Source organism: Pseudonocardia sp. GCM10023141, from assembly GCF_042653605.1.
In genome coordinates, this window is record NZ_JBHSIR010000056.1 from 223,421 (window position 1) to 243,135 (window position 19,715).

Consider the following 19,715-nt stretch of genomic DNA (forward strand, 5'->3'; position numbering starts at 1 on the left):
ATCGATATGAGGGTCTCCTTGCGCGTGCGCTACGCGGGTCCCGCCGCGCTGGCCGAGCTCGTGCGCGCTGCGGAGGACGGCGGGTACGACGGGCTGTGGGTCAGCGAGCCGTGGGGCGTCGATGCCGGTCCCGTGCTCGGGTGGTGCGCGGCCACCACCCGGCGGCTCCTGCTCGGCACGCACGTGGTCTCGGTGTTCGCGCGCACGGCCGCCGCGACGGCGGGGCTGGCGACGTCGCTGCAGACGCTCTCGGACGGCCGGTTCCGGCTGGGGCTGGGCACGTCGGGTCCGCAGGTGGTGGAGGGCTGGCACGGGGTCGCGTTCGAGCGTCCGGTGGCGGTCACGGGGGAGACGATCGCCGTGGTCCGGGCCGCGCTGGCGGGGGAGCCGCTGCAGCAGGGCGGCAGCAGGCCGCTGCGCACGGCGTGGACGGGTGGATCCCTCACCGTGCCGATCTACCTGGGCGCGCTCGGACCCCGCAACCAGCGCCTCACCGCCGACGCCGCCGACGGGTGGACGCCGACGCCGTACTCGCCCGACCACCACGCCACCTTCGCCGCACCGCTCGTCGACCGGCTGGCGGGCAACGGGCGCACCGTCGCGATCGCGCCCGTGTGCCCGGTGGCGATGGGCTCCGACGTCACGGCGCTGCTGGCGCTGGAGAAGGGCTGGTCGGGGCTCTACCTCGGCGGGATGGGCACCTTCTACGCCGACGCGGCGCGCGCGATGGGCTTCGGGGACGCGGTGGCGGCGGTGCGCGAGCACTGGCGCAACGGTGACCGGCGGGCCGCCCGCGACGCCGTCCCCGACGGCTACGCCGACGCGATCGGGCTGTTCGGGTCGCCGCAGCGGATCCGGGACCGGATCGAGCGCTACGCCGCGGCCGGCGTGGACGAGCTGGTCGTCGAGCTGCGCAAACCCGATCTCGGCGACCAGTTGGCCGACCTGCGCGCGTTCCGGAAGGCGGTCGGTTGATGGAGTCTCGCCCGATGGAGATCGAGCAGTTCACGGAGCTGACCGTGGCGGTCGAGGCGGGCGTCGCGCTGGTGACGCTCAACCGGCCCGACCGGCGCAACGCCTGGAGCGGGCGGATGGCCGTGGAGTACCGCTGGGCGCTGCACCACGCGCACACCCGCCCGGACGTCCGCGTGGTCGTGCTGACCGGCGCGGGCGGCGACTTCTGCGTCGGCGCGGATGCGCGAGCGCTCGGGTCGATCGCGTCGCAGCAGGGGTCGTACGCGCCCGAGCGGCTGCCCCTGCCGCCCTACCCCGACGGCACCCCCGATGACATGCGGCGCAACCACGCGTACCCGCTGGCGATCTCGACGCCGGTCGTCGCGGCGATCGACGGTGCCTGCGCCGGTGCCGGGTTCGTCCTCGCCACCTACTGCGACCTGCGCCTCGCCGCCCACGGCAGCCGCATCACCACGTCGTTCGCGCGGCTGGGACTGCCGGCGGAGTACGGCATGGGCTGGCTGCTGCCGCGGATGGTCGGCATCCCGAACGCGCTGCAACTGCTCTACGCGGCCGACGTGCTCGACGCCGCCGAGGCCGCGCGCCTGGGCTGGGTGCAGCGCTGCCACGAGCCCGGCGAGCTGCTGGAGCAGGCGCTGGCGTTCGCCCGTGCGCTGGCGCGCGGCAGCTCGGGGGAGTCGTTGCGGGTGATGAAGCGGCAGGTGTTCGCCGACGCCGCCGGTGGCTTCGGGGCGGCCTACTCACGGTCGGTGGAGGACATGGACGCGGCATTGCGGCACCCCGACATGAAAGAGGGCCTCGCCGCGCTACGGGAGCGGCGTCCCGCTGACTTCCTGCGGGAGCGCGCCTAGCCCGCGCAGCGCGTCGCGGCAGGCCTCGAGGCCGGTGAACAGCACCGGGCGCAGTCCGAGCGCCGCCGCGGCGTCGGTGTTGCGGGCCAGGTCGTCGACGAAGACCACCTCGTCGGCGCGGCGGTCGAGGCGGCGCAGCAGCTCCTCGTAGATGCGCGGATCGGGCTTGCGCACGCCCAGCTCGCTGGAGTCGATCACGACCGTGAACAGGTGGTACGGGAACGTCGCGCGCCACCCGGCCGAGGCGACGTTGTTGGTGACCAGCGCCACCGGCACCCGCTGCCCGAGCTCCGCGACCAGCTCCATCATCGCCGGGTTCAACCGCTCACCCTCGGCCGCGGCGGCGGCCAGCGCCCGCAGATCGATGCGGCGGCCGTGGGTGGCCTCGGCGTCGACGCAGACGTAGCGGAAGTACTCGCGCGCGGTGATCTCCCCGACCTCCAGGCGCGCCATCATCGGGTCGTCGCGGAAGTAGGGCACCAGCGCGTCGTCGGGGAGCCCGATCGACCGGCCGTAGGCGGCCACGCCGTCGAACGCGGAGTGGGTGAGGACGCCGCCGAAGTCGAACGCGACGGCAGAGACCGGCTTAAACATGCACCGATTATACCGTATAGAGCTATCTCGGAAGCTCGAACTCCTCGGCCTTGACACCGGCGACGAACGCGGCCCACTCGCCGTGTGAGAAGACGAGGGTGCCCTGGGTGTCGTGGCGGCTGTGTCGCACCCTGACGTGCTCCTGGCCGATGGCGATCTCGACGCAGTTGCCTCCATCGGAGAAGGAACTGCGGCGGTAGTTCTCGTCGTCGGTCGGTGTCGTGTCCGGCACTCGGACTCCTCCCTCACACGTCAGGGTGAAGCCTAGTCGGCGCAGCGGGAAACGCCATCCGGAGTGGGACCGCCGGACGGTGTGTGGATCGCTGTCAGGCCAACTCCTTGAGCGCCTCCTCGATGGCAGCCAGGCTGCCCTCCTGGTCGAGGGCGAGGTCGGCGAGCTCGGTGAAGTAGCCGCGGTAGGTGGCGAGCTCGCCCTCTCCGTAGAGGTAGTCGGCGCCCGAGCGACCCTCCAGGTAGACGAGGTCGTCGTCCTGGGCGTCGGCGAAGCTCATCACCACGAAGGCGCCGCCGATCGTGGCGCGGGTGAGCAGCGCGGCGGGCGCGACCTGGATGGTGACGTTGGGCAGGCCGTTGCGCACGTTGTGGGCGAGCGCCTTGAGTTGGGTCCGCATCACCTCGACATCGCCGACGGCGCGGCGCAGCACCTGCTCGCCCAGCACGGCGTGCAGCTTCAGGGGCGACGGCTTGCGGGTCAGCACGTTCTGGCGGGCGCTGCGGAACTCGACGAACCGGCGGCGTTGCTCGATCTCGTGGTCGGGGTAGAAGCGCGCGGCGATCTGCTCGGTGTACGTGGGCGTCTGGAGCAGTCCCGGCACGAGATCGGGCTCGTAGTTCTGGATCGTGTCGGCGTCGGTCTCGAACTCCATGTACCGGCGCCCGTGCTCCGAGACCATGGTGCCCGCGAGCACGTCGCGGAACGGGCTGAACCACGTCTCCCGCCGGCTGTCGGCCGCGAGACCCAGCACGAGCGCCCGCTCGTCGTCGCTGACGCCGGGGGTGGTCTCGTCGAACAGGTCGATGAGCGCGCCGACGTCGATGAGGCGCGGTTTGACCTTGCCGTTCTCGAGCCTGCTGATCGTGGCTGCCGACCGCTGCAGCGGCTTGCCCGCGTCGTCGAGCGTGAGGCCGGCCCGCTCGCGGAACTCCCGCAGCACGGCTCCGAGCCGCCGCCTGGCGGCGGTTGGGCTCATCCCCCGTGCGGCGTCCATCCGATCCAGCGATTCCTTCCCGAGATCCTGCACCACCACGCCAGACGTTCCTTCCCCCACCACGTCCGGCGCGCGCCGACGGTTCACCGTTCGACGCCCGACCGCACTCTGCAATGTCATCCCGAAACCCGTGTCGCCCGCCCAACGGCAGGCGTCACCAGGCGAGACGGGGCCAGCGCTGGGCGTGGTGTTGGGTGCGACGAGCGGTCGGAACCGTGGCGGGTCGGGGGTGTACGCAATGCGGATCACCGCAGGTGGCCGTTGCCATCGGCCCAGGCTAGACCCCTGGACGGGGCAGCGCCACGACCGGCGGCGGCCCGTTGGGGTCACGTTCGGGTCGCGAGGAGGGGTCTGTGGCGACCGCTCGGCGCCCCCGTTGACATGTCGATATGAAATTGCATTTTGGAGGTTCGGAACGTAAGATGATATCTACCAGGGAATCTTCCGCTCGTGTCGCATGACGGGGGTGTCGAGATGCTCGTGACCATCGCGGTGATCGGGTCGATCGTCCTCTTCGGACTGGCCGTCGTCGTGGGCCGGGTGCAGGGGCGCAGCCTCGCCGAGGCCTGGGATCGCGTCGCGGTAGCGCGGCGGGGCGTCGTCGAGCGGGCCAGGCAGCTGGATGAGCTGCAGATCGCACTCGACGCCTTCGAGGCGCAGCTCGATCGGCGGGAGCGCAGGCTCGACTACCGCGAGCAGGCCCAGTTCGCCTACGAGCTCGAGCTGCAGCGGCTGGAGCGACCGGACGTCGCCGAGCAGGCGTAGCGCGCCCGGTTCAGCCCCCGGCCGCCCAGTCGGCCGGGGCCACGGTGTTGCTCAGAGTGCCCACGTTCTCGATCTCGATGACGACCTCGTCGCCCGGCCGCAACGTCACGTCGTTGTCGGGCACCGCCGACGTCCCGGTCGCGAGCACGACCCCGCGCGGGAAGACCTCGGCACGGTAGAGGTAGCCGACCAGCTCGTCGAACGTGCGGTGCAGCCGCGACGTCGAGGTGGCGCCGCGCCACAGCGGCGCGCCGCCGCGCAGGATCTGCGCGGTGATGGCGAGCCGGTAGGGGTCGGGCACCGCCGCGGCCAGCGCGATGGACGGTCCGACCGCACAGGAGCCGCGGTACATCTTGGCCTGCGGCAGGTAGAGCGGGTTCTCGCCCTCGATGCTGCGGGAGCTCACGTCGTTGACGACGACGTAGCCCACCACAGCGCCCGCGGCGTTGCACACCAGCCCCAGCTCTGGTTCGGGCACGTCCCACGTCGAGTCGGCGCGGACCCCGATCGGAGCGCCCGGGCCCTGCACCCGCCAGCCGATCGACTTGAAGAACAGCTCCGGGCGCGCGGCGTCGTAGACCGCCTCGTAGACCGAGGCCTCGCTGCTCTCCTCCATCCGGGCCTGGCGGGAGATCTCGTAGGTGACCCCGGCCGCCCATACCTCGGTGTCGTCGTCGACGGGGGCGACCGGCGTCACGCCGGGGTCGGCGCTGGTGCGAGCGACCGCGCCCAGCCGCTCGACGAACGCGTCGGCGTCGAGCGCGAGCAGCGCGCCCAGCGTCGTACCGGCGGGGAGAGCTCCCCACCCGCCGGCGTCGTCGCGGGCCCACCAGCCGATCCCGCCGTCCCGGTCCCGGGCCCGGGTCAGGTGGGTGACGGGTCGGTCGTGCTGCATGCGGTGGCCCCCTCGTTCGCCGTGGACCCCACCGTAGAGCCGATCAGCTCGCGCGGAACTCCGCGGGTCGCTCCGCCGGCGCCTCGGCGAGCGCGGCTCGGGTCGCCTCGGCGTCGAAGTCCTTGCCATAGACGGGCGTTCCGGGCTGCTGGCGCCACGACTCGTCGATCGTGCCGCCGTCGACGGGCTCGAAACCGAGCTGGTCGACCAGCTCGAACGCGGCCTGCTTGGCCGGACCGTCGGAACCGGCGATCGGCAGCGCGATGCGGCCCTCGGTGCCGGCCGGCTTGCCCCGCTCGAGCAGGTGCTTCCAGAAGATGCCGTTGAAGATCTTGATCACGGGGGCGCCGACCTGCTCGGCGACCCACGCGCTCTCCGGCTGGCCGTTCTCGATCGCGTCGATGCGGCCGTCGCGCTGCTGCGGGTAGTAGTTGTTGGTCTCGATGACCGGGGCGCCGGGCTTCGCCTTCGCGACGATGCCGGCGGCGAGGTCGGGCACGTTCTTCTGCGGGATGCTGATGATCACGACGTCGGCGTCGGTGGCCGCGTCGGCCGCCCAGACGGCCGTGGCGCCGGTCTCCTTCGCGAGGTCCGCGAGGGTCTCGGGGTCGCGCGAGTTCGCGACGTGGACGTCGTGGCCGAGCTCGGCCAGCCTGCGGGTGAGTGTGCCGCCGATGTGGCCTGCACCGATGATTCCGATCCTCATGCTCGCGCCAACCCCGACCGCTCGGACGGCATTCCCGGGGTCGCCGCTCCCGGGGTCGCAGTGAGCAGATCGACAACGAGCGCCAGCGGCGGCCAGTCCGCCCGGCCGCGGCGCACGAGCAGTGCCGCCCGCAGCCGGACGTCCGGGTCGCGCAGGGCGATCAGTGCGACCCCGGGCCGCACCGGCTGGTCCGACGGCAGCAGGCCCACCCCCATCCCGGCGATGACGAGGTCCTGCACCAGGTCGAGGCTGTCGGCGCGGTGGGTGATCTCCGGTTCGAAGCCGGCCAGCGACGCGATCGTGCGCACCACGTCCTCGTCGGCGGTGTTGCGGGAGTTGACGATCCAACTGTGGCGGCGGAAGTGCGTGAACACCTCGGCCGCGCTCCCCGGCCGGACCGGCGCCGCTCCGGCCGGCACCCCGAGGCTCCACGGCGTCGCCCACAGCGGTGTCCGCTCGACCGATGCCGGGAACCCGGCGGGCGCGAGGTTGTAGTCGTAGCTCAGCGCCAGGTCGAGCGAGTCGGTGGCGAGCAGCGCCGTCATCTCGGCGGGCTCGTGCTCGTGGATCAGCAGGCGGACGCCCGGGTGGTCGGTGGCCAGCCGCGCGGCGATCGGCAGCAGCGACCGCCGGATCGCGGTGGCGAACCCGGCGACGCGCACCGTGCCGGCGGGTTCGGCCGCCGGGTCCAGGTCGAGGTGTGCCGCGTCGACGGCGGCGAGGATCGTCACGGCGTGCGCGGCCAGCCGTTGCCCGGCCGGGGTGAGCCGGACCCGCCTGCCGTCCTGTTCGAGCAGCACCGCGCCGATCTCGCGCGACAGCGCCGCGATCTGCTGCGACACGGTGGAGGTGGTGATGTCCAGCGACTCGGCCACCGCGCGCATCGAGCCCAGCCGGGAGAGTTCGAGGAGGAGCTGCAGGCGCCGGGTCTCCATCATCTGATTGTTCGGGATTTCTGCACGGTATGTCCATCATTCACACGTGGACGTGAACGGTCGTGGGAGCGTCTACTGGCCGGGTGGTCGCGTCGATGTCTCGCTCCCGGGCCCGTGCCGGTGTCGGCATGGCCGTCGCGTCGATCCTGTGCGTGCAGCTCGGGCTCGCCGTGTCCGTCGGCCTCTTCGATCAGGTGGGTCCCGAGGGTGCCGCGTGGCTGCGGCTGGCGTGGGCCGGTGTGCTGCTGCTGGTGCTGGTGCGCCCCCGACCGTCCCAGTTCACCCGCACCGGACTGCTGGCGTGCATCGCGCTCGGCGTCGTGACCGCGGGCGTGACGCTGCTGTTCATGGCCGCGGTGGCGCGGCTGCCGCTCGGGACGGCGAGCGCGCTGGAGTTCCTCGGGCCGCTCGGGGTCGCCGTCGCGCGAGGCCGGGGCGCCGGGTTGTGGTGGCCCGCGCTCGCCGCCGTCGGGGTCGTGTTGCTGACCGAGCCCTGGCAGGGCGGCGCCGACCCGGTCGGCGTGGCGTTCGCGCTCGGGGCCGCGCTCTGCTGGGCCGCCTACATCCTGCTCACGCAGCGTGTGGGCGACCAGGTGGCGGGGCTGCGGGGGCTCGCGGTGTCGATGCCGGTGGCGGGGCTCGTCGCGACGGCGGTGGCGGGGCCATCGGTGTTCGGGTTGATCACGCCCGAGCTCCTGCTGATCGGGCTGGGACTCGCCGTGCTGCTGCCGGTGGTCCCGTTCAGCCTGGAGCTGCTCGCGCTGCGCAGGCTCACCACCGGCGCCTTCGGCACCCTGATGTGCCTGGAACCGGCGGTGGCGCTGGTGATCGGCCTGGTCCTGCTGCACCAGGTGCCCGGTGCGACGGCGGTGGCGGGCATCGCGCTGGTGGTGGCGGCCGGGATCGGTGCCGAACGGACCGGCGCACGATCCGGTGACGATCCGACGAAAGGCACGCCCGTCGGATAGGTTCTGCCGGTGCCGCCGCGCTACGCTGACGACACGTCATGGCAGTGGTGCGGGGGCCGTCACGAGAGGCACCCCTATGCGCCGTGCGCTCCTGCAGCGTCTTCTGCCCGCGCTCCTGGTCGTCCCGATGGTCCTGGCCGCTTGCGGTAGCCCGGCGCTGACGTCGTCGGCTGCCGCGCCGTCGCCGTCGGTGCCACCGGGCGGCATCGCCCCCGACACCCGGTTCACCCCGATCGTCGCCTCGACGATGACGACACCGGCACCGGTGCTCGGTACCGACGGCAAGACGCACCTGGCCTACGAGCTGCTGCTGACGAACGCGACCGGGGTGCCGGTGCGCCTCGACCGGATCGACGTGCTCGACGCCGGCAACCGGCAGGCGCTGCTCACCCTCGCCGCCGCCGACCTCGCGGCCAACAGCAACCTCGTCGGCGGCCCGACCGGTGACGAGGGCACCACGGACCCCAGCGCTCCCGCCACGTCGATCCCGGCGTCGAGCACGGCTGTGGTCTGGCTCGACGTCACGTACACCGGGGCGACCCCGGCAGCGCTCGTGCACCGGATCGCCAGCACCATCGTGGCGCCGGGCGGCGGGGCCGGTAAGCCGATCGAGGCCGACGTCGCACCGATCACGACCGGCAAGAAGCCCGCCGTGGTGCTGGGCCCGCCGGTGCGGGGCGGGCAGTGGTACGCGAGCGACGGTTGCTGCGCCGACGACACGCACCACCGTCGCGGGCTGGCGCCCATCAACGGGCAGTTCCTGGTGGCGCAGCGGTTCGCGATCGACTGGTACCTGCTCGACGACCAGCACGTGACGTGGACCGGCGACCCGAGCAAGCTCACGAGCTACCGCAGCTACGAGCAGCCGGCGATCGCCGCGGCCGACGGCGTGGTCGTCGACGCGCTCGACGGGCTGACGGAGACCACCTCGCTGCCCGAGCCGCCACCGATCCCGCCGATCGCCGACACCATCGGCAACCACGTGATCGTGATGATCGAGCCCGGCGTCTACCTGATGTACGCCCACTTCAAGACGGGCAGCGTCGCCGTGCACACCGGGGACCGCGTCAAGCGCGGCGACGTGCTCGGCGCCATCGGCAGCTCGGGCAACTCCACCACCCCCCACCTGCACTTCCAGGTGATGACGGAGCCGACGTTCTTCCCGACCGACAGGCCGCCGTTCGCGTTCGACTGCTTCACCCTCGACGGGCAGGTCACCGAGCGGATCTGGGACGACGTCCTCGGCCTGCAGCCCACCGGCAAGCTGCCCTTCGTCGCGGCGGCCGACCCGTCGCAGAAGCACGAGAAGCAGATGCCGCTCGACCGCAACGTGGTGACGTTCGGCTGCTCGTAGGCCACGGGAGACGTCGCGTTCACGGATGCCTCGCCGGCGGGCAGGTCTCGGGGAGGGTGCGCGCGTTCATTCAGGCGCTCATGGGTGGATCGATGCGATGCATCTGATTGCGGCGCGGGCCGCCTCGTATCCACGGTGGTGGGTGGAAGAGTGGGAAGCCGTTGGTGATGGTGACTTCCCATTCTTCTTTGTGCATCACCATGTGATGGTGGGTGCACGGCAATACCAGATTGCTGAGTGCGGTGATGCCGCCGCGTAACTAGTCAGGTCGCCTGCGGCGCTTGATCATCGCCGTGAGATGATCTTGGCGTGTCTGGGGGTGAGCGTCCGTCCTATGACGAGCTCGCCGAGCCCTGCCCCGCGGGCGAGGCGGCAGTAAATCCGGGACACGCAATAGAACGTGACCATTAGGCGACCCCGACTCGCGGGCCGATCCATCCCGACTCGCGGTACGTTTGACCGCAACTCGCGGCAAGCCCTGCGTCTGCTGCCCCGTCGCTGCCGTCTCTCCCGGCGCCACGGTCACCTTCGGCCGCGGAGCACCGGCCATGATCGCCGTGTGCGGTACCGGAGGTGCATAGATGCAGCTCAGGTACCGCATTCGCTGATCAAGCTCATCTGGCCGTGTGCGACCTGGCAAGTTCTGCTGGAGATCTGCTCGCCGTCGCAGCGGCCCTGAAACCGGGCGCTCAACGCAACGCGACCCCCGACTCGCGGGTCATTCCGTCGCAACTCGCGGGGCCATCCACCGCAACTCGCGGCAAGCCGTGCGCCTGCTGCCCCGTGCCCTGCCGGGCCGAGAGCCCGTGCGCGCGCCTGCGCACACACCGGGGCGCGGAGGACACGACCCCAACCTCCCGGAGACCTGCCCCGCCGGCGAGGCGGCCCTAAAAGCTGGAGCACGCAATGAAACGCGACCATTCGGCCACCCCAACTCGCGAGCCGATCCAGCGCAACTCGCGGTGCGTTTGAGCGCAACTCGCGGGGTGAGAAGCCGCCTACACCCTCACCACCGCTCCCACAGCGCCGTGACCACCCCAGCCACCTCCGCGGCGATGGCCAGCACGTCGTCGATCACCGCGATCGGGGTGTGCATGACGTAGACCGCCACCACGGCCTCCCGGCCGCTGCGGGCGGTCATGTAGCCGGCGTTGCCGCGGGTCATGACGAGCGCGCGCTGGTTCATGACGTCCTCGGCGACCGTGGTGCCGCTCTTGGCCGCCACCTTGCCGGCGACGGGGGCGTCCGGGGGGACGACGGTGGTCTCGGTGCCGTCGACCCCGTAGCGGGGCATCGACGCGAGGTAGGTCGGGAAGTCGGGGCGGGTGGACATGTAGCGCAGCAGCGCGCCGACGGTGGCGGGGGTGAACAGGTCGGTGTACTCGTTGCCGCGGCCGTCCGACAGCGACATCGTGGCCGGGTCGATGCCGGCCTTGCGGACGAACTGCTGCACGATCGCCATGCCGTCGGGCAGCGTCCGCTTCCCGGCCTTGGCGGCGAGCAGCATGATCAGGGTGTCGGCCTGCAGGTTCATGCTGACCTTGTTGATCAGCTTGATGTTCTCGGAGAACGGCAGCGAGCGGTGCAGCGCCACCCGGTCGGCGTCGGTGTAGGAGCCCGGCGCGGGCAGCGCATCGGCGCGGTTGGGGCCGGTCGGGGGCGCCGTCACCGTCACGCCGGCGCGCCCGAGCGCCTCGATGAGCAGCGTGCGCGCGAACGACTGCGGATCCGCCACCTGCGCGGTGCGCAGCAACGGCGCCCCGGCCGGTACCTCGCCGCTGATCGCGACCACGCCCGGCTCCGGGGTGGTCACGGTGAGGGTCGGCGGCTGCCCGGCGGCGACGGTCGCCACGGTGGCCCGGATGGTGTAGGCGGCGGTGACCGGGCGCGAGGTGACGGTGGCGGCCGCGCCGGCGGCCCCGGGGGTGACCGTCAGGTCGATGAGGTTGTCGTTGATCATGATCGGGCTCAGGACGTAGTCGTCCTTGGGTGTCTGGTCGAACAGGCGCGCGTCGATGAGGACGTCCCCGTCGACCGCCTTGATCCCGGATGCGGCCACCTGCGCGGCGAGATCGTCGAGGCCGGCGAGCGGGTTCTCGACGGTCAGCGTGGCTCCGGGGAGGGAGTTCGCCTCGGCGTGGTCGAGCCCGGTGAACGCGATGGTGCCCGCCGCGGTGTCGCGCCCACCCATGGTGAGGTCGCCGGACGCGACCAGCACGAGGTCGCCGTGCAGCGTGCCGTCCGCCACGGGGCCGCGGCGGTGGACGGGGGTCAGGAACCGGAAGTCGGGCCCGAAGGCGTCGAGTGCGGTGCCGGTGGACCACAGCTTCGTCGTCGACGCCGCCAGCACCAGGTCGGCGGCGTTGAGCCCGGCGAGGACCTCACCGGTCGCGCGGTCGGCGACGTGCACGAACCAGCGGCTGATCGCGTAGCGGGGCCGCCCCATGATCTCGAGCGCCGCGGGCGGCAGCGGGGGGAGCGGGGTGGTCGGCGGCGGGGTCGCTGCGGCGGCCTGGCTCGTGCCGCAGGCCGTGAGGGCCAGCGCACCTCCGGCCGCCGTCGTCAGGAACGCCCGTCGGTTCGCGATCATGCAGGACCTCCTGGCCGTGGGAGATCTTGCTCGCTCGGTGCGGCCGCGGCGTTACGCGGCGATCACACCGATCAGCCGGTGGGCCGCTGCCCCGACACCCCGTCGCCGATCTGCTCGGCCGGTGCGGGCCCGGGCTGCCCGGCGAACCGCCAGCGGCGGACCAGGTACGCGACGATCCCGACCACGGCGGCCATGAGGCCGGCCCCGGCGGCTCCCGGCAGGAACAGGCAGACGGTGGCGAGCACGCCGGCCACGACGACGGTGAGGTCGTGGCGCCTGCGCGCCCACCGTTCCGCGCGCGCCTGGCGCTGCATCGTGGTGGCAAGGGTGGTGTCGCGTTCCAGCTGCAGCTCGATCTCCCGCAGCGTGCGACGGTCCTGTTCACTGAGCATGATGACCTCCGGTAGCCCCGCGTAATCGTCAAGGCGCGTAGTGCAACCACACCAGGGCCGATCCGTTGCCGTCGTCGACCGCGCAGCCCCGGGCGGCCACCGGCGGACGAGCTCTCCGATCGATCTTCCGACCGTTCGTCGCGGGAAACGCGACGTCAGTCGATGCTGGTGGAGGCCGCGGCGGGGCCCCATTCCTGGGGCGAGGTGTACTGGAGGATGTTGGCCAACCGGCGCTGGACCGTGGAGATCTCGCGCACCGACTGGGCCACGATGCTGCGGTCCAGCGGGGCCAGCCGGCGCATCCACACGATGTCGGACACCTGCTCGCCGCGTTCGAACTGGGCGAGCTGCTGGCGCAACCGCACCCGCTGCAGCTCCTCGAACACCTCGACGAGGATCTGGGCCTGGTCGGTGGGCAGCAGCATCGAGCCCGACGCGGCCAGCAGCCGGGCCCGGGTCGTCAGCTCCCGCGAGCGGACGCTGAGCGCGGCCCAGCGCGCGATCTCGACCACCGGCCGCAGCGCGTGGGTCTTGAGGTCGAACGTGCCGCCGCGGCCGGCGAGCACGTCGCGCACCGACCGCAGCTGGGCGCGGTGCGAGAGCGACTCCTGCACCAGCAGCTTCATCGTGCCCGGGTGGTCGCGGATGCCGGCGAAGACCTCGCTGACGACGGGTGCGGTGGGGTCGCCCTGGATCGGTCGCCCGTCGATCAGCAGCGACGCCATCAGCATGCCCTGGTTGTCGAGCGGGCTGAGCAGCCATTCCTGCGCGGCCCGGCGCCACTGCGAGCGGGTGCGGGCGAAGGTGGGGGAGCTGGGGGTGGCGCCGTGCTCGTCGACCTGCAGCCCGGCCGACCGCAACGCCTTGGCGACGTCGCCGAACGCGGCGCGGTACGCGGCGGCGCGGGCCGGGGTGTCCACCGACTCGGCGAACACCACCGCGGAGTCGATGTCGGAGCCCAGCGTCGGCTCGCGGCGGGCGTTGCTGCCCAGCAGCAGCCAGGTGACCTCGGCCTCGTCGAGTCCCGGCTGATCCTGGAGCACGAGCGTCAGCACCCGGCGCTGGATCGCGTCGACGACGGTGGAGTAGATCGCCGTGATCTCGCAGGCCTCGCGGCGCTGCCGCACGAGGTCCCCGAGCAGGATCGGCAGCTGCCGGGCCAGCGTGATGACCTGCTCGAGCCGATCGGCCCTGGCCACCTGGTCGCGCAGCAGCACGCCGGCGCCGGACGGCGTCGCGAGGAAGTCCTGGGGGTCGACCGCGCCGCGCAGCACGCCGTCGGCGTCGATCACGAGGAGGTGGTTGAGCCGGTGCTCGGTGAGCTCCTGCAGCACGTCCGAGGTGGGCGTGCCGGTGCGCACGGTCATGGCGTGGCGGATCATGACCTCGCTGACGGGCGTGCTGGCCGCCCGCCCCGCGGCGAGCACGTGCTCGCGCAGCACGCCATCGGTGATGAGCCCGAACGTGCCGACGCCGTCGGGGACCGCCAGGTAGCCGCTGGACCGCTCGGTCATCAGGCGCGCGGCCGCTGCCACGGTGGTGTCGGGATCCGCGAGCACGGGGGCGGAGACGACGAGCTCGTCGACGGTGCGCAGCCGCGGGGGTACCTGGGCGCGCATGCGGGAGTCGAACATGTCCTGGGCGAGCAGCCGGACCCCGTCCGGTGTGGAGAACACCGAGGCGACCGTGCCGCAGGGGATCCGCACCAGCCGCACCGGGCCGAGTGCTGCCGCGCGCGGTCCGACCGCGGCACCGGTCAGCACGGTGGACTGGCCGAAGACACTGCCGGGGCCGACGGTCTCGTCGGCGGGCTCCGCGTAGCTGCCCTCGGCGGTCCAGATGTCGACCTCGCCGGACATCACCACGAACAGGTCGTCACCCGCGGCGGCGAACGCATCCATGATCTCCGCGCCTGCCGGGTGGTCGACGACCTCGGCCGCAGCCGCCACCCGCTTCAGCTCAGTGGAACCCAGGGAGCTGAAGGGTGGGTTGGCGCCCAGGAACTCCTCGAGATCGTCCACGTCACCCATCCTGGCAGGTTTCGCACCCGGCACAGACGCGAGCACCGCACCTCCGTGCTGCCATGTCGGGACAGCCGGACGTGCGGTGCTCGGGTGTGGAGCTCGTGGGTGTCAGGATCCGGACTTGGAGGGGTACGTCGGACCGGTGTCGGACCACACGGCCTTGAGCCGGTCGCCCGTGTTCGCGATGACCTTCGGTTTCGCGATCAACCAGCCGATCCAGAGCAGGATCGCGATGATCGGGATGCCCAGGACGACCACCAGGAAGTTCGTCTTGTGCCAGAACTCGTCGGAGCTCAGCCAGCCCGATATCGCCATGCCGACGATCACCAGCGCGAGGAATACCAGGCCGATCCAGCTCGTGTAGGGCGATCCGGGCATCCGGAAGGTGCTTGCCGGGATCACGCCCTTGTTCGACAGCTGTCTGAGCCGGATCTGGCACAGGAAGATCGACGCCCAGGTGAAGACCACGCCGATGGCCGAGGCCTCCAGCGCTGTCTCGAACGCGTCGGGGTCGATCGCGTTGAGGATCGCGCCGAACACGTAGATGACCGACGTCAGCACGATGCCGGCCCACGGCACCCCGGAGGCGCTCATCTTGAGCGTGAACGGCGGCGCCTGCTTGCTCATCCCGAGGCTGCGCAGCACCCGGCCGGTGGAGTAGAGCCCCGAGTTGAGGCTCGACATGGCCGCCACGATGAGGATGGCCTGGATGACGTCGCCCATCCAGTCCAGGCCCAGCGCCCCGAACACGGTGACGAACGGGCTGGTGCCGCTGGTGTACTCCGACGTCGGCAGCATGCTGACGAGCAGCAGGATCGATCCACAGTAGAAGATACCGATCCGGAAGATCACCGCGTTGACGGCCTTGGGCACCTCGCGCTTCGGGTCGGCCATCTCGCCGGCCGCCACACCCACCATCTCGATGGCCGCGTAGGCGAACACGACCCCCGACATCACCAGGATCGGGCCGTACCAGGCGAATCCGTCGCCGGTCGGCCAGAAGCCGCCGGGGTTGGACCACAGGTTCTGGAAGCCCGCGTCGTGGCCGCCGATCTTGAACTGGCCGATCACCACGACGAGCCCGACGACGAGGAACAAGATGATGGCGCCGACCTTGAGCACCGACGCCCAGAACTCGAACTCGCCGAAGGCCTTGGCGGACAGGAGGTTGACGATCAGCACGACCGCCAGCGCGATGAGCACCGTGAGCCAGCTGGGCATGTCCGGCAGCCAGTGCTTGACGTACACGCCGACGGCCGACAGCTCGGCGATCCCGGTGAGCGCCCAGTTGAGCCAGTACATCCAGCCCGTGACGTACGCGGCCCGCTCGCCGAAGAACTCCCGCATCCATGACACGAAGGCGCCGGACGTGGCGCGGTGCAGCACCAGCTCGCCGAGCGCTCGCATGAGCAGGTAGGCGATGACCCCGACTAAGGCGTAGCTCAGGACCAGCGCGGGCCCGGTGCTGTGCAGTCGTGAGGCCGAACCGAGGAACAGGCCGGTGCCGATCGCACCGCCGATCGCGATCATCTGGACCTGACGTCTGCCCAGGGACTGCTTGTAACCCTCCTGCTCGGCGTTGAGGCTGTCGCCATGGTTGAGGGTCTCGGTCATCCGACCTCCCTGTTTCAAGAACCGCGGTCAAGTCCCCCGCAGCGCAGCCCGGGGGCCGCGATGCCGCGTATCGGAACATTAGGAGATGAACCGGTATCGCGGGTGGATGATCGCGGAAAACTTCCGGTAACGCACGGCGGCGGAATAGGATCACGGATCAACCGCCCATCCCGCCCACGATCGGTCGAGGAGACACCATGGCGTTGCTGAGGTCTGTGCGTGGCAGGCGGTTGTCGATCACGGCGGTGGGCGCGGCGCTGCTCGCGGTGGCTGCCTGCGCCAGCCCGGTGGGCTCGGGATCGACGTCCGGTGCGGCGTGCGAGGCCAGCGCCCGGCCGCTGACGATCGCCACCGGCAGCGCCACCGGCGTCTACGCGGCGCTCGGGTCGGCACTGGCCTCCCAGATCTCCTCGAGCACGCCGCTCAAGGCCACCGCCGTGCAGACGGGCTCCACCCTGCGCAACGTCCAGCAGCTGAGCACGGGCGAGTACGACATCGCGTTCGCGCAGGCCGACAGTGCAGCGGATGCGGTGCTCGGGCAGGGTGTGTTCGCCGAACCGCAGAAGATCCGGGCGCTGGCCCGGATCTACTCCGACTACACCCATGTGATCGTCTCGGCGGCGTCGGGGATCACGAGCATGGCCGACTTCCGGGGCAAGAAGATCTCCGTCGGCTCCGCGTCGTCGGGCACGGAGCTGATCGCGAACCGCCTGCTCACGGCCGCGGGGCTGGATCCGAAGAAGGACGTCAGCTCCCAGAACCTCGATCTTGCGGCGTCCGCGGCTGCGATCAAGGCGGGGTCGATCGACGGCTTCGTGTGGTCGGGCGGCCTGCCGACCGGCGGCATCGCCGACCTGTTCGCCTCCGACGGCGCGTCGCTGAAGTTCGTCGACATCAGCGGGCTCATCCCCGCGATGCAGAAGGACGACGACGTCTACGCCGCCGGCACGATCCCCGCCGCCACCTACAAGACCGCGGGCGACATCAAGACGATCGCGCTGCCCAACCTGCTCCTCGTGCGCGACGACTTCCCGGCCGCCGACGCGTGTGCGGTCACGAAGGTGCTCTTCCAGCAGAAGAACGCGCTGGTCGCCGCGGTGCCGGCAGCCTCGGGGCTCGACCCGAAGGCGGCCGCCGACACCGCTCCGGTCCAGCTGAACGACGGGTCCCGCGCCGCGATCACGCAATTGGGCAACGGCTGAGTGCCGGCTCGTCCATTCGCGTAAAACGGACAATTCGACAATTCTTGGTGGAGGTCGTTCAGCCGATACCCGCGGCGCGACGCACGGCCCGGCGCAGATTCTGCTCGCTGCCCATTCCGCTGCGGCGGGCCGCCGACGCGGCGGTCTCCCCGGCGTTGCGCAATGCCAGCGCGGCCTCGAGCCGGACCGCGTTGACGTAGGCGGTGGGGCTGCAGCCGACCTCCTCGGTGAACAGCCTGCGCAGGTGGCGCTCGCTCATCCCGGCGCGCGCCGCCAGCGCGGTGAGGCAGTGGTCGGCTGCCGGATCCGCGGCGATCTCGTCGCACAGTGCCCGCAGTGGCCGTCGCCGCGGCCGGGTGGTGCGTGCCGGTACCGAGAGCTGCGGCTGGGCGCCGAGACGACGCATGAAGACCACCAGGTCGCGGGCGATGGCATGGGCCGTCTCGTCGCCCTCGTCCTCCTCGACCAGCGCGAGTGCGAGGTCGATGCCCGCGCTGACGCCCGCGGAGGTGAGCACGCGCCCGTCGCGCACGTAGATCGCGTCGGCCACGACCGTGACGGTCGGGAACCGCCTGCCGAGCGTCGTCGTGTGCTTCCAGTGGGTGGTGGCGCGGCGGCCCGCGAGCAGCCCGACTGCGGCGAGGGCGAACGCGCCCGCGCAGACGGACGCGACGCGCCGCGTGTCGGCGGCGAGCGCGGTGATGGCCTCGACCAGCTCCCGGGACGGGCCGGCGGCCACCAGGCACTCGCCGCCGGGGACGAGCAGGGTGTCGACGGGAGCGAGCGTGCCCGCAGCGTGCTCGACCCCGATCCGCAGCCCGCTCGACGTCGTGACGTCGCGGCCGTCGGGGGAGCAGAGCGCGATCTCGTAGGCGGCGCCGAGCGTGCGGGCGACGTCGAAGACCTCCAGCGGGCCGGTCACGTCCAGCAACCGCACGCCGTCGAACACGAGCACGGCGATCCGCCGCTGTCCGTGCCTGCCGGGGTTGCCACCGTCCACGCCGTCAGGGTAGGCGGATGACCGGGTGGGAGCCGACGGCGGCGCTGGTCAGGCGCGGTGGTGACCGGATCTGACGGCATCGTGGCCGATGCGGTCGTTGTGGTGACCGTAGCGTCACCGGCGCGCAACCTGCGGACCCAACGATTCCCGTGCCGGGGCGATCGCGCCCGGCCGCGTCGACGATCCTGGTGGACCCATGAAGCTGCAGCACCATCTCGGCGGGCTCGAGGGCCTCGACGGCCCGATCGACTTCGAGAAACGCGTTTTCGTCCAGGAGTGGGAGAAGCGGATCTTCGGGATCCACACCGCGATGATGGGACTGAGCGCATCGCTGCGCAACGCCCTGCCCGGCTACGACATGGACGCGGTGCCCACCACGTTCGCCACGACGTGGACCTGGGCGGACCTGCGCAAGGGCGCCGAGGCGATGAACCCGTTCGCCTACTTCCGGTTCCGCTACTACGAGAAGTGGCTCGGCGGCATCACCGCCCATCTCATCGAGCAGGGCTACCTGACGCAGGACGAGCTGGACGCGGCGATGCACGCCGCCGCTGACGTCGCGCCGGCTGCCGGTGCGCCGGGAGAGCCGCTGATCGACGAGCAGGTGGTGCGGTACCTGCGCAAGGGCGACTCCCCGCGCCGCGGCCCGGCGACGCCGTCGTTCGCGGTGGGCGACACGGTGCTGGTCGCGAACCCGCCCGCGTCCGACCACACCCGGCTGCCCGGCTACCTGCGCGGGCACCGGGGCCGCGTCGAGCGCGTGTTCGAGGGCAACTACGCCTACTTCTGCTCCACCGGGCCGGACGGGCTGGGCGAGCCCGTGTCCGTCTACATCGTCCGGTTCGAACCGGACGAGATCTGGGGCGCCACGGCCGAACCCCACGCCGGCCCGCTCTACGCCGAGCTCTACGAGACCTACCTGGGAGCGTCATGACCGGCCACTTCGGACACCCCGACGACCGTGAGGAGCGCAGCGCGGCGCAGGTGCGGGCGCTGGAGGCGCTGCTGATCGAGAAGGGCATCATCACCGGCGGCACCGTCGACAAGGTGCTGGGCTACTTCGAGTCCGAGATGACGCCGCTCAACGGCCAGAAGATCGTCGCGCGGGCGTGGACCGACCCGGACTTCGCCGAGCTCGTCGTCACCGACACGGCGGCCGCGGTCGCGCAGCTCGACCTGCCGATCGGCATGGCAGGGGCCGAGGGGGAGCACCTCGCGGCGGTGCGCAACGAGCCCGGCGTGCACAACGTCGTGATCTGCACGCTCTGCTCGTGCTTCCCGTGGCCGGTGCTGGGCCTGCCGCCCTACTGGTACAAGGATCCGGTGTTCCGGGCGCGCGCCGCGCGGGAGCCGCGCGTGGTGCTGACGGAGCTGGGTGTGCCGCTCGACGACGACACCGAGGTGCGGGTCTGGGACTCCAGCGGGCACTCGCGCTGGTTCGTGATCCCGCAGCGCCCGGCGGGCACCGACGGGCTGTCCGAGGCCGAGCTCGCGCGGTTGGTCACCACCGAGTCGATGATGGGCGTCGCGCTGGCCGACGCACCGTCGCCCGCCTGAGAGGGTGTTGTCGAACCCGGTGGTGTGACGGCGTGGCAGCTTTGGTAGCTGCAGGTGATCGTTG

Annotated in this window: 19 protein-coding genes; 8 read left to right on the forward strand and 11 right to left on the reverse strand. The window is 71.6% G+C overall.

Annotated elements, in window-relative coordinates:
* Positions 1 to 6: 6 nt before the first annotated feature.
* Both ACFPFQ_RS32955 and ACFPFQ_RS32960 read left to right on the forward strand, forming a co-directional pair.
* Complete coding sequence (locus ACFPFQ_RS32955) at positions 7 to 975, forward strand: LLM class flavin-dependent oxidoreductase (protein ID WP_379625911.1); 969 nt, start codon at positions 7 to 9, stop codon at positions 973 to 975.
* Positions 976 to 989: 14 nt separating this feature from the next.
* Positions 990 to 1,826: an enoyl-CoA hydratase-related protein gene (locus tag ACFPFQ_RS32960; RefSeq protein WP_379625913.1), complete on the forward strand. Its 837-nt coding sequence runs from the start codon at positions 990 to 992 to the stop codon at positions 1,824 to 1,826.
* On the opposite strand, the gene ACFPFQ_RS32965 is transcribed toward ACFPFQ_RS32960, so the two are convergent.
* The 3 genes from ACFPFQ_RS32965 to ACFPFQ_RS32975 all read right to left on the reverse strand — a co-directional run bounded on the left by ACFPFQ_RS32965 (position 1,782) and on the right by ACFPFQ_RS32975 (position 3,631).
* The gene (locus ACFPFQ_RS32965; RefSeq protein WP_379625915.1) at positions 1,782 to 2,420 is read right to left on the reverse strand and encodes an HAD family hydrolase; all 639 of its coding nucleotides are present in this window, start codon (positions 2,418 to 2,420) and stop codon (positions 1,782 to 1,784) included. The genes ACFPFQ_RS32960 and ACFPFQ_RS32965 overlap by 45 nt on opposite strands.
* A gap of 22 nt (positions 2,421 to 2,442) precedes the next feature.
* Positions 2,443 to 2,652 carry a DUF397 domain-containing protein gene (locus tag ACFPFQ_RS32970; RefSeq protein ID WP_379625916.1) on the reverse strand — a complete coding sequence of 70 codons (210 nt, stop codon included), beginning with the start codon at positions 2,650 to 2,652 and terminating at the stop codon, positions 2,443 to 2,445.
* Between the two features lie 94 nt (positions 2,653 to 2,746).
* On the reverse strand, positions 2,747 to 3,631 hold the full coding sequence (locus tag ACFPFQ_RS32975) for a helix-turn-helix domain-containing protein (protein ID WP_379625918.1): 885 nt from the start codon (positions 3,629 to 3,631) through the stop codon (positions 2,747 to 2,749).
* Positions 3,632 to 4,123: 492 nt separating this feature from the next.
* On the opposite strand from ACFPFQ_RS32975, the gene ACFPFQ_RS32980 reads away from it, so the two are divergent.
* Positions 4,124 to 4,414 carry a hypothetical protein gene (locus ACFPFQ_RS32980; RefSeq protein ID WP_379625920.1) on the forward strand — a complete coding sequence of 97 codons (291 nt, stop codon included), beginning with the start codon at positions 4,124 to 4,126 and terminating at the stop codon, positions 4,412 to 4,414.
* Positions 4,415 to 4,424: 10 nt separating this feature from the next.
* Here the strand turns inward: ACFPFQ_RS32980 and ACFPFQ_RS32985 are convergent, their stop codons facing one another.
* The 3 genes from ACFPFQ_RS32985 to ACFPFQ_RS32995 are packed head-to-tail and all read right to left on the reverse strand — an operon-like array spanning position 4,425 to position 6,950.
* Positions 4,425 to 5,309 carry a fumarylacetoacetate hydrolase family protein gene (locus tag ACFPFQ_RS32985; protein WP_379625922.1) on the reverse strand — a complete coding sequence of 295 codons (885 nt, stop codon included), beginning with the start codon at positions 5,307 to 5,309 and terminating at the stop codon, positions 4,425 to 4,427.
* Between the two features lie 43 nt (positions 5,310 to 5,352).
* Positions 5,353 to 6,015: an NADPH-dependent F420 reductase gene (locus ACFPFQ_RS32990; protein WP_379625924.1), complete on the reverse strand. Its 663-nt coding sequence runs from the start codon at positions 6,013 to 6,015 to the stop codon at positions 5,353 to 5,355.
* A complete protein-coding gene (locus ACFPFQ_RS32995; RefSeq protein ID WP_379625926.1) occupies positions 6,012 to 6,950 on the reverse strand; it encodes a LysR family transcriptional regulator in 939 nt (312 codons plus the stop codon). Before ACFPFQ_RS32995 ends, ACFPFQ_RS32990 begins: the two co-directional genes overlap by 4 nt.
* A 95-nt stretch (positions 6,951 to 7,045) precedes the next feature.
* Between ACFPFQ_RS32995 and ACFPFQ_RS33000 the strand changes: the two genes are divergently transcribed.
* A complete protein-coding gene (locus tag ACFPFQ_RS33000) occupies positions 7,046 to 7,918 on the forward strand; it encodes an EamA family transporter (protein ID WP_379625927.1) in 873 nt (290 codons plus the stop codon).
* A 127-nt stretch (positions 7,919 to 8,045) separates the two neighbouring features.
* Positions 8,046 to 9,272 carry a M23 family metallopeptidase gene (locus ACFPFQ_RS33005; protein WP_379625928.1) on the forward strand — a complete coding sequence of 409 codons (1,227 nt, stop codon included), beginning with the start codon at positions 8,046 to 8,048 and terminating at the stop codon, positions 9,270 to 9,272.
* A gap of 1,006 nt (positions 9,273 to 10,278) precedes the next feature.
* Here ACFPFQ_RS33005 and dacB read toward each other — a convergent pair.
* The 4 genes from dacB to ACFPFQ_RS33025 all read right to left on the reverse strand — a co-directional run bounded on the left by dacB (position 10,279) and on the right by ACFPFQ_RS33025 (position 15,892).
* Positions 10,279 to 11,862, reverse strand: coding sequence for a D-alanyl-D-alanine carboxypeptidase/D-alanyl-D-alanine-endopeptidase (dacB, locus tag ACFPFQ_RS33010; protein WP_379625929.1), 1,584 nt, complete (start codon positions 11,860 to 11,862; stop codon positions 10,279 to 10,281).
* A gap of 71 nt (positions 11,863 to 11,933) precedes the next feature.
* A complete protein-coding gene (locus ACFPFQ_RS33015; RefSeq protein WP_379625930.1) occupies positions 11,934 to 12,254 on the reverse strand; it encodes a DUF3040 domain-containing protein in 321 nt (106 codons plus the stop codon).
* Positions 12,255 to 12,409: 155 nt separating this feature from the next.
* Positions 12,410 to 14,275 carry a putative nucleotidyltransferase substrate binding domain-containing protein gene (locus ACFPFQ_RS33020; protein ID WP_379625932.1) on the reverse strand — a complete coding sequence of 622 codons (1,866 nt, stop codon included), beginning with the start codon at positions 14,273 to 14,275 and terminating at the stop codon, positions 12,410 to 12,412.
* Between the two features lie 111 nt (positions 14,276 to 14,386).
* On the reverse strand, positions 14,387 to 15,892 hold the full coding sequence (locus tag ACFPFQ_RS33025; RefSeq protein ID WP_379625934.1) for an amino acid permease: 1,506 nt from the start codon (positions 15,890 to 15,892) through the stop codon (positions 14,387 to 14,389).
* Positions 15,893 to 16,089: 197 nt separating this feature from the next.
* Between ACFPFQ_RS33025 and ACFPFQ_RS33030 the strand changes: the two genes are divergently transcribed.
* Entirely contained in the window at positions 16,090 to 17,094 is a 1,005-nt protein-coding gene (locus ACFPFQ_RS33030) for a TAXI family TRAP transporter solute-binding subunit (protein WP_379625936.1), read from the forward strand.
* Positions 17,095 to 17,152: 58 nt separating this feature from the next.
* On the opposite strand, the gene ACFPFQ_RS33035 is transcribed toward ACFPFQ_RS33030, so the two are convergent.
* Entirely contained in the window at positions 17,153 to 18,094 is a 942-nt protein-coding gene (locus ACFPFQ_RS33035) for a GlxA family transcriptional regulator (RefSeq protein ID WP_379625938.1), read from the reverse strand.
* Between the two features lie 196 nt (positions 18,095 to 18,290).
* Here ACFPFQ_RS33035 and nthB point away from each other — a divergent pair, with 196 nt between their 5' ends.
* Both nthB and nthA read left to right on the forward strand, forming a co-directional pair.
* The gene (gene nthB, locus ACFPFQ_RS33040) at positions 18,291 to 19,028 is read left to right on the forward strand and encodes a nitrile hydratase subunit beta (RefSeq protein WP_379625940.1); all 738 of its coding nucleotides are present in this window, start codon (positions 18,291 to 18,293) and stop codon (positions 19,026 to 19,028) included.
* Complete coding sequence (nthA, locus tag ACFPFQ_RS33045) at positions 19,025 to 19,651, forward strand: nitrile hydratase subunit alpha (protein ID WP_379625942.1); 627 nt, start codon at positions 19,025 to 19,027, stop codon at positions 19,649 to 19,651. Before nthB ends, nthA begins: the two co-directional genes overlap by 4 nt.
* Positions 19,652 to 19,715 lie beyond the last annotated feature (64 nt).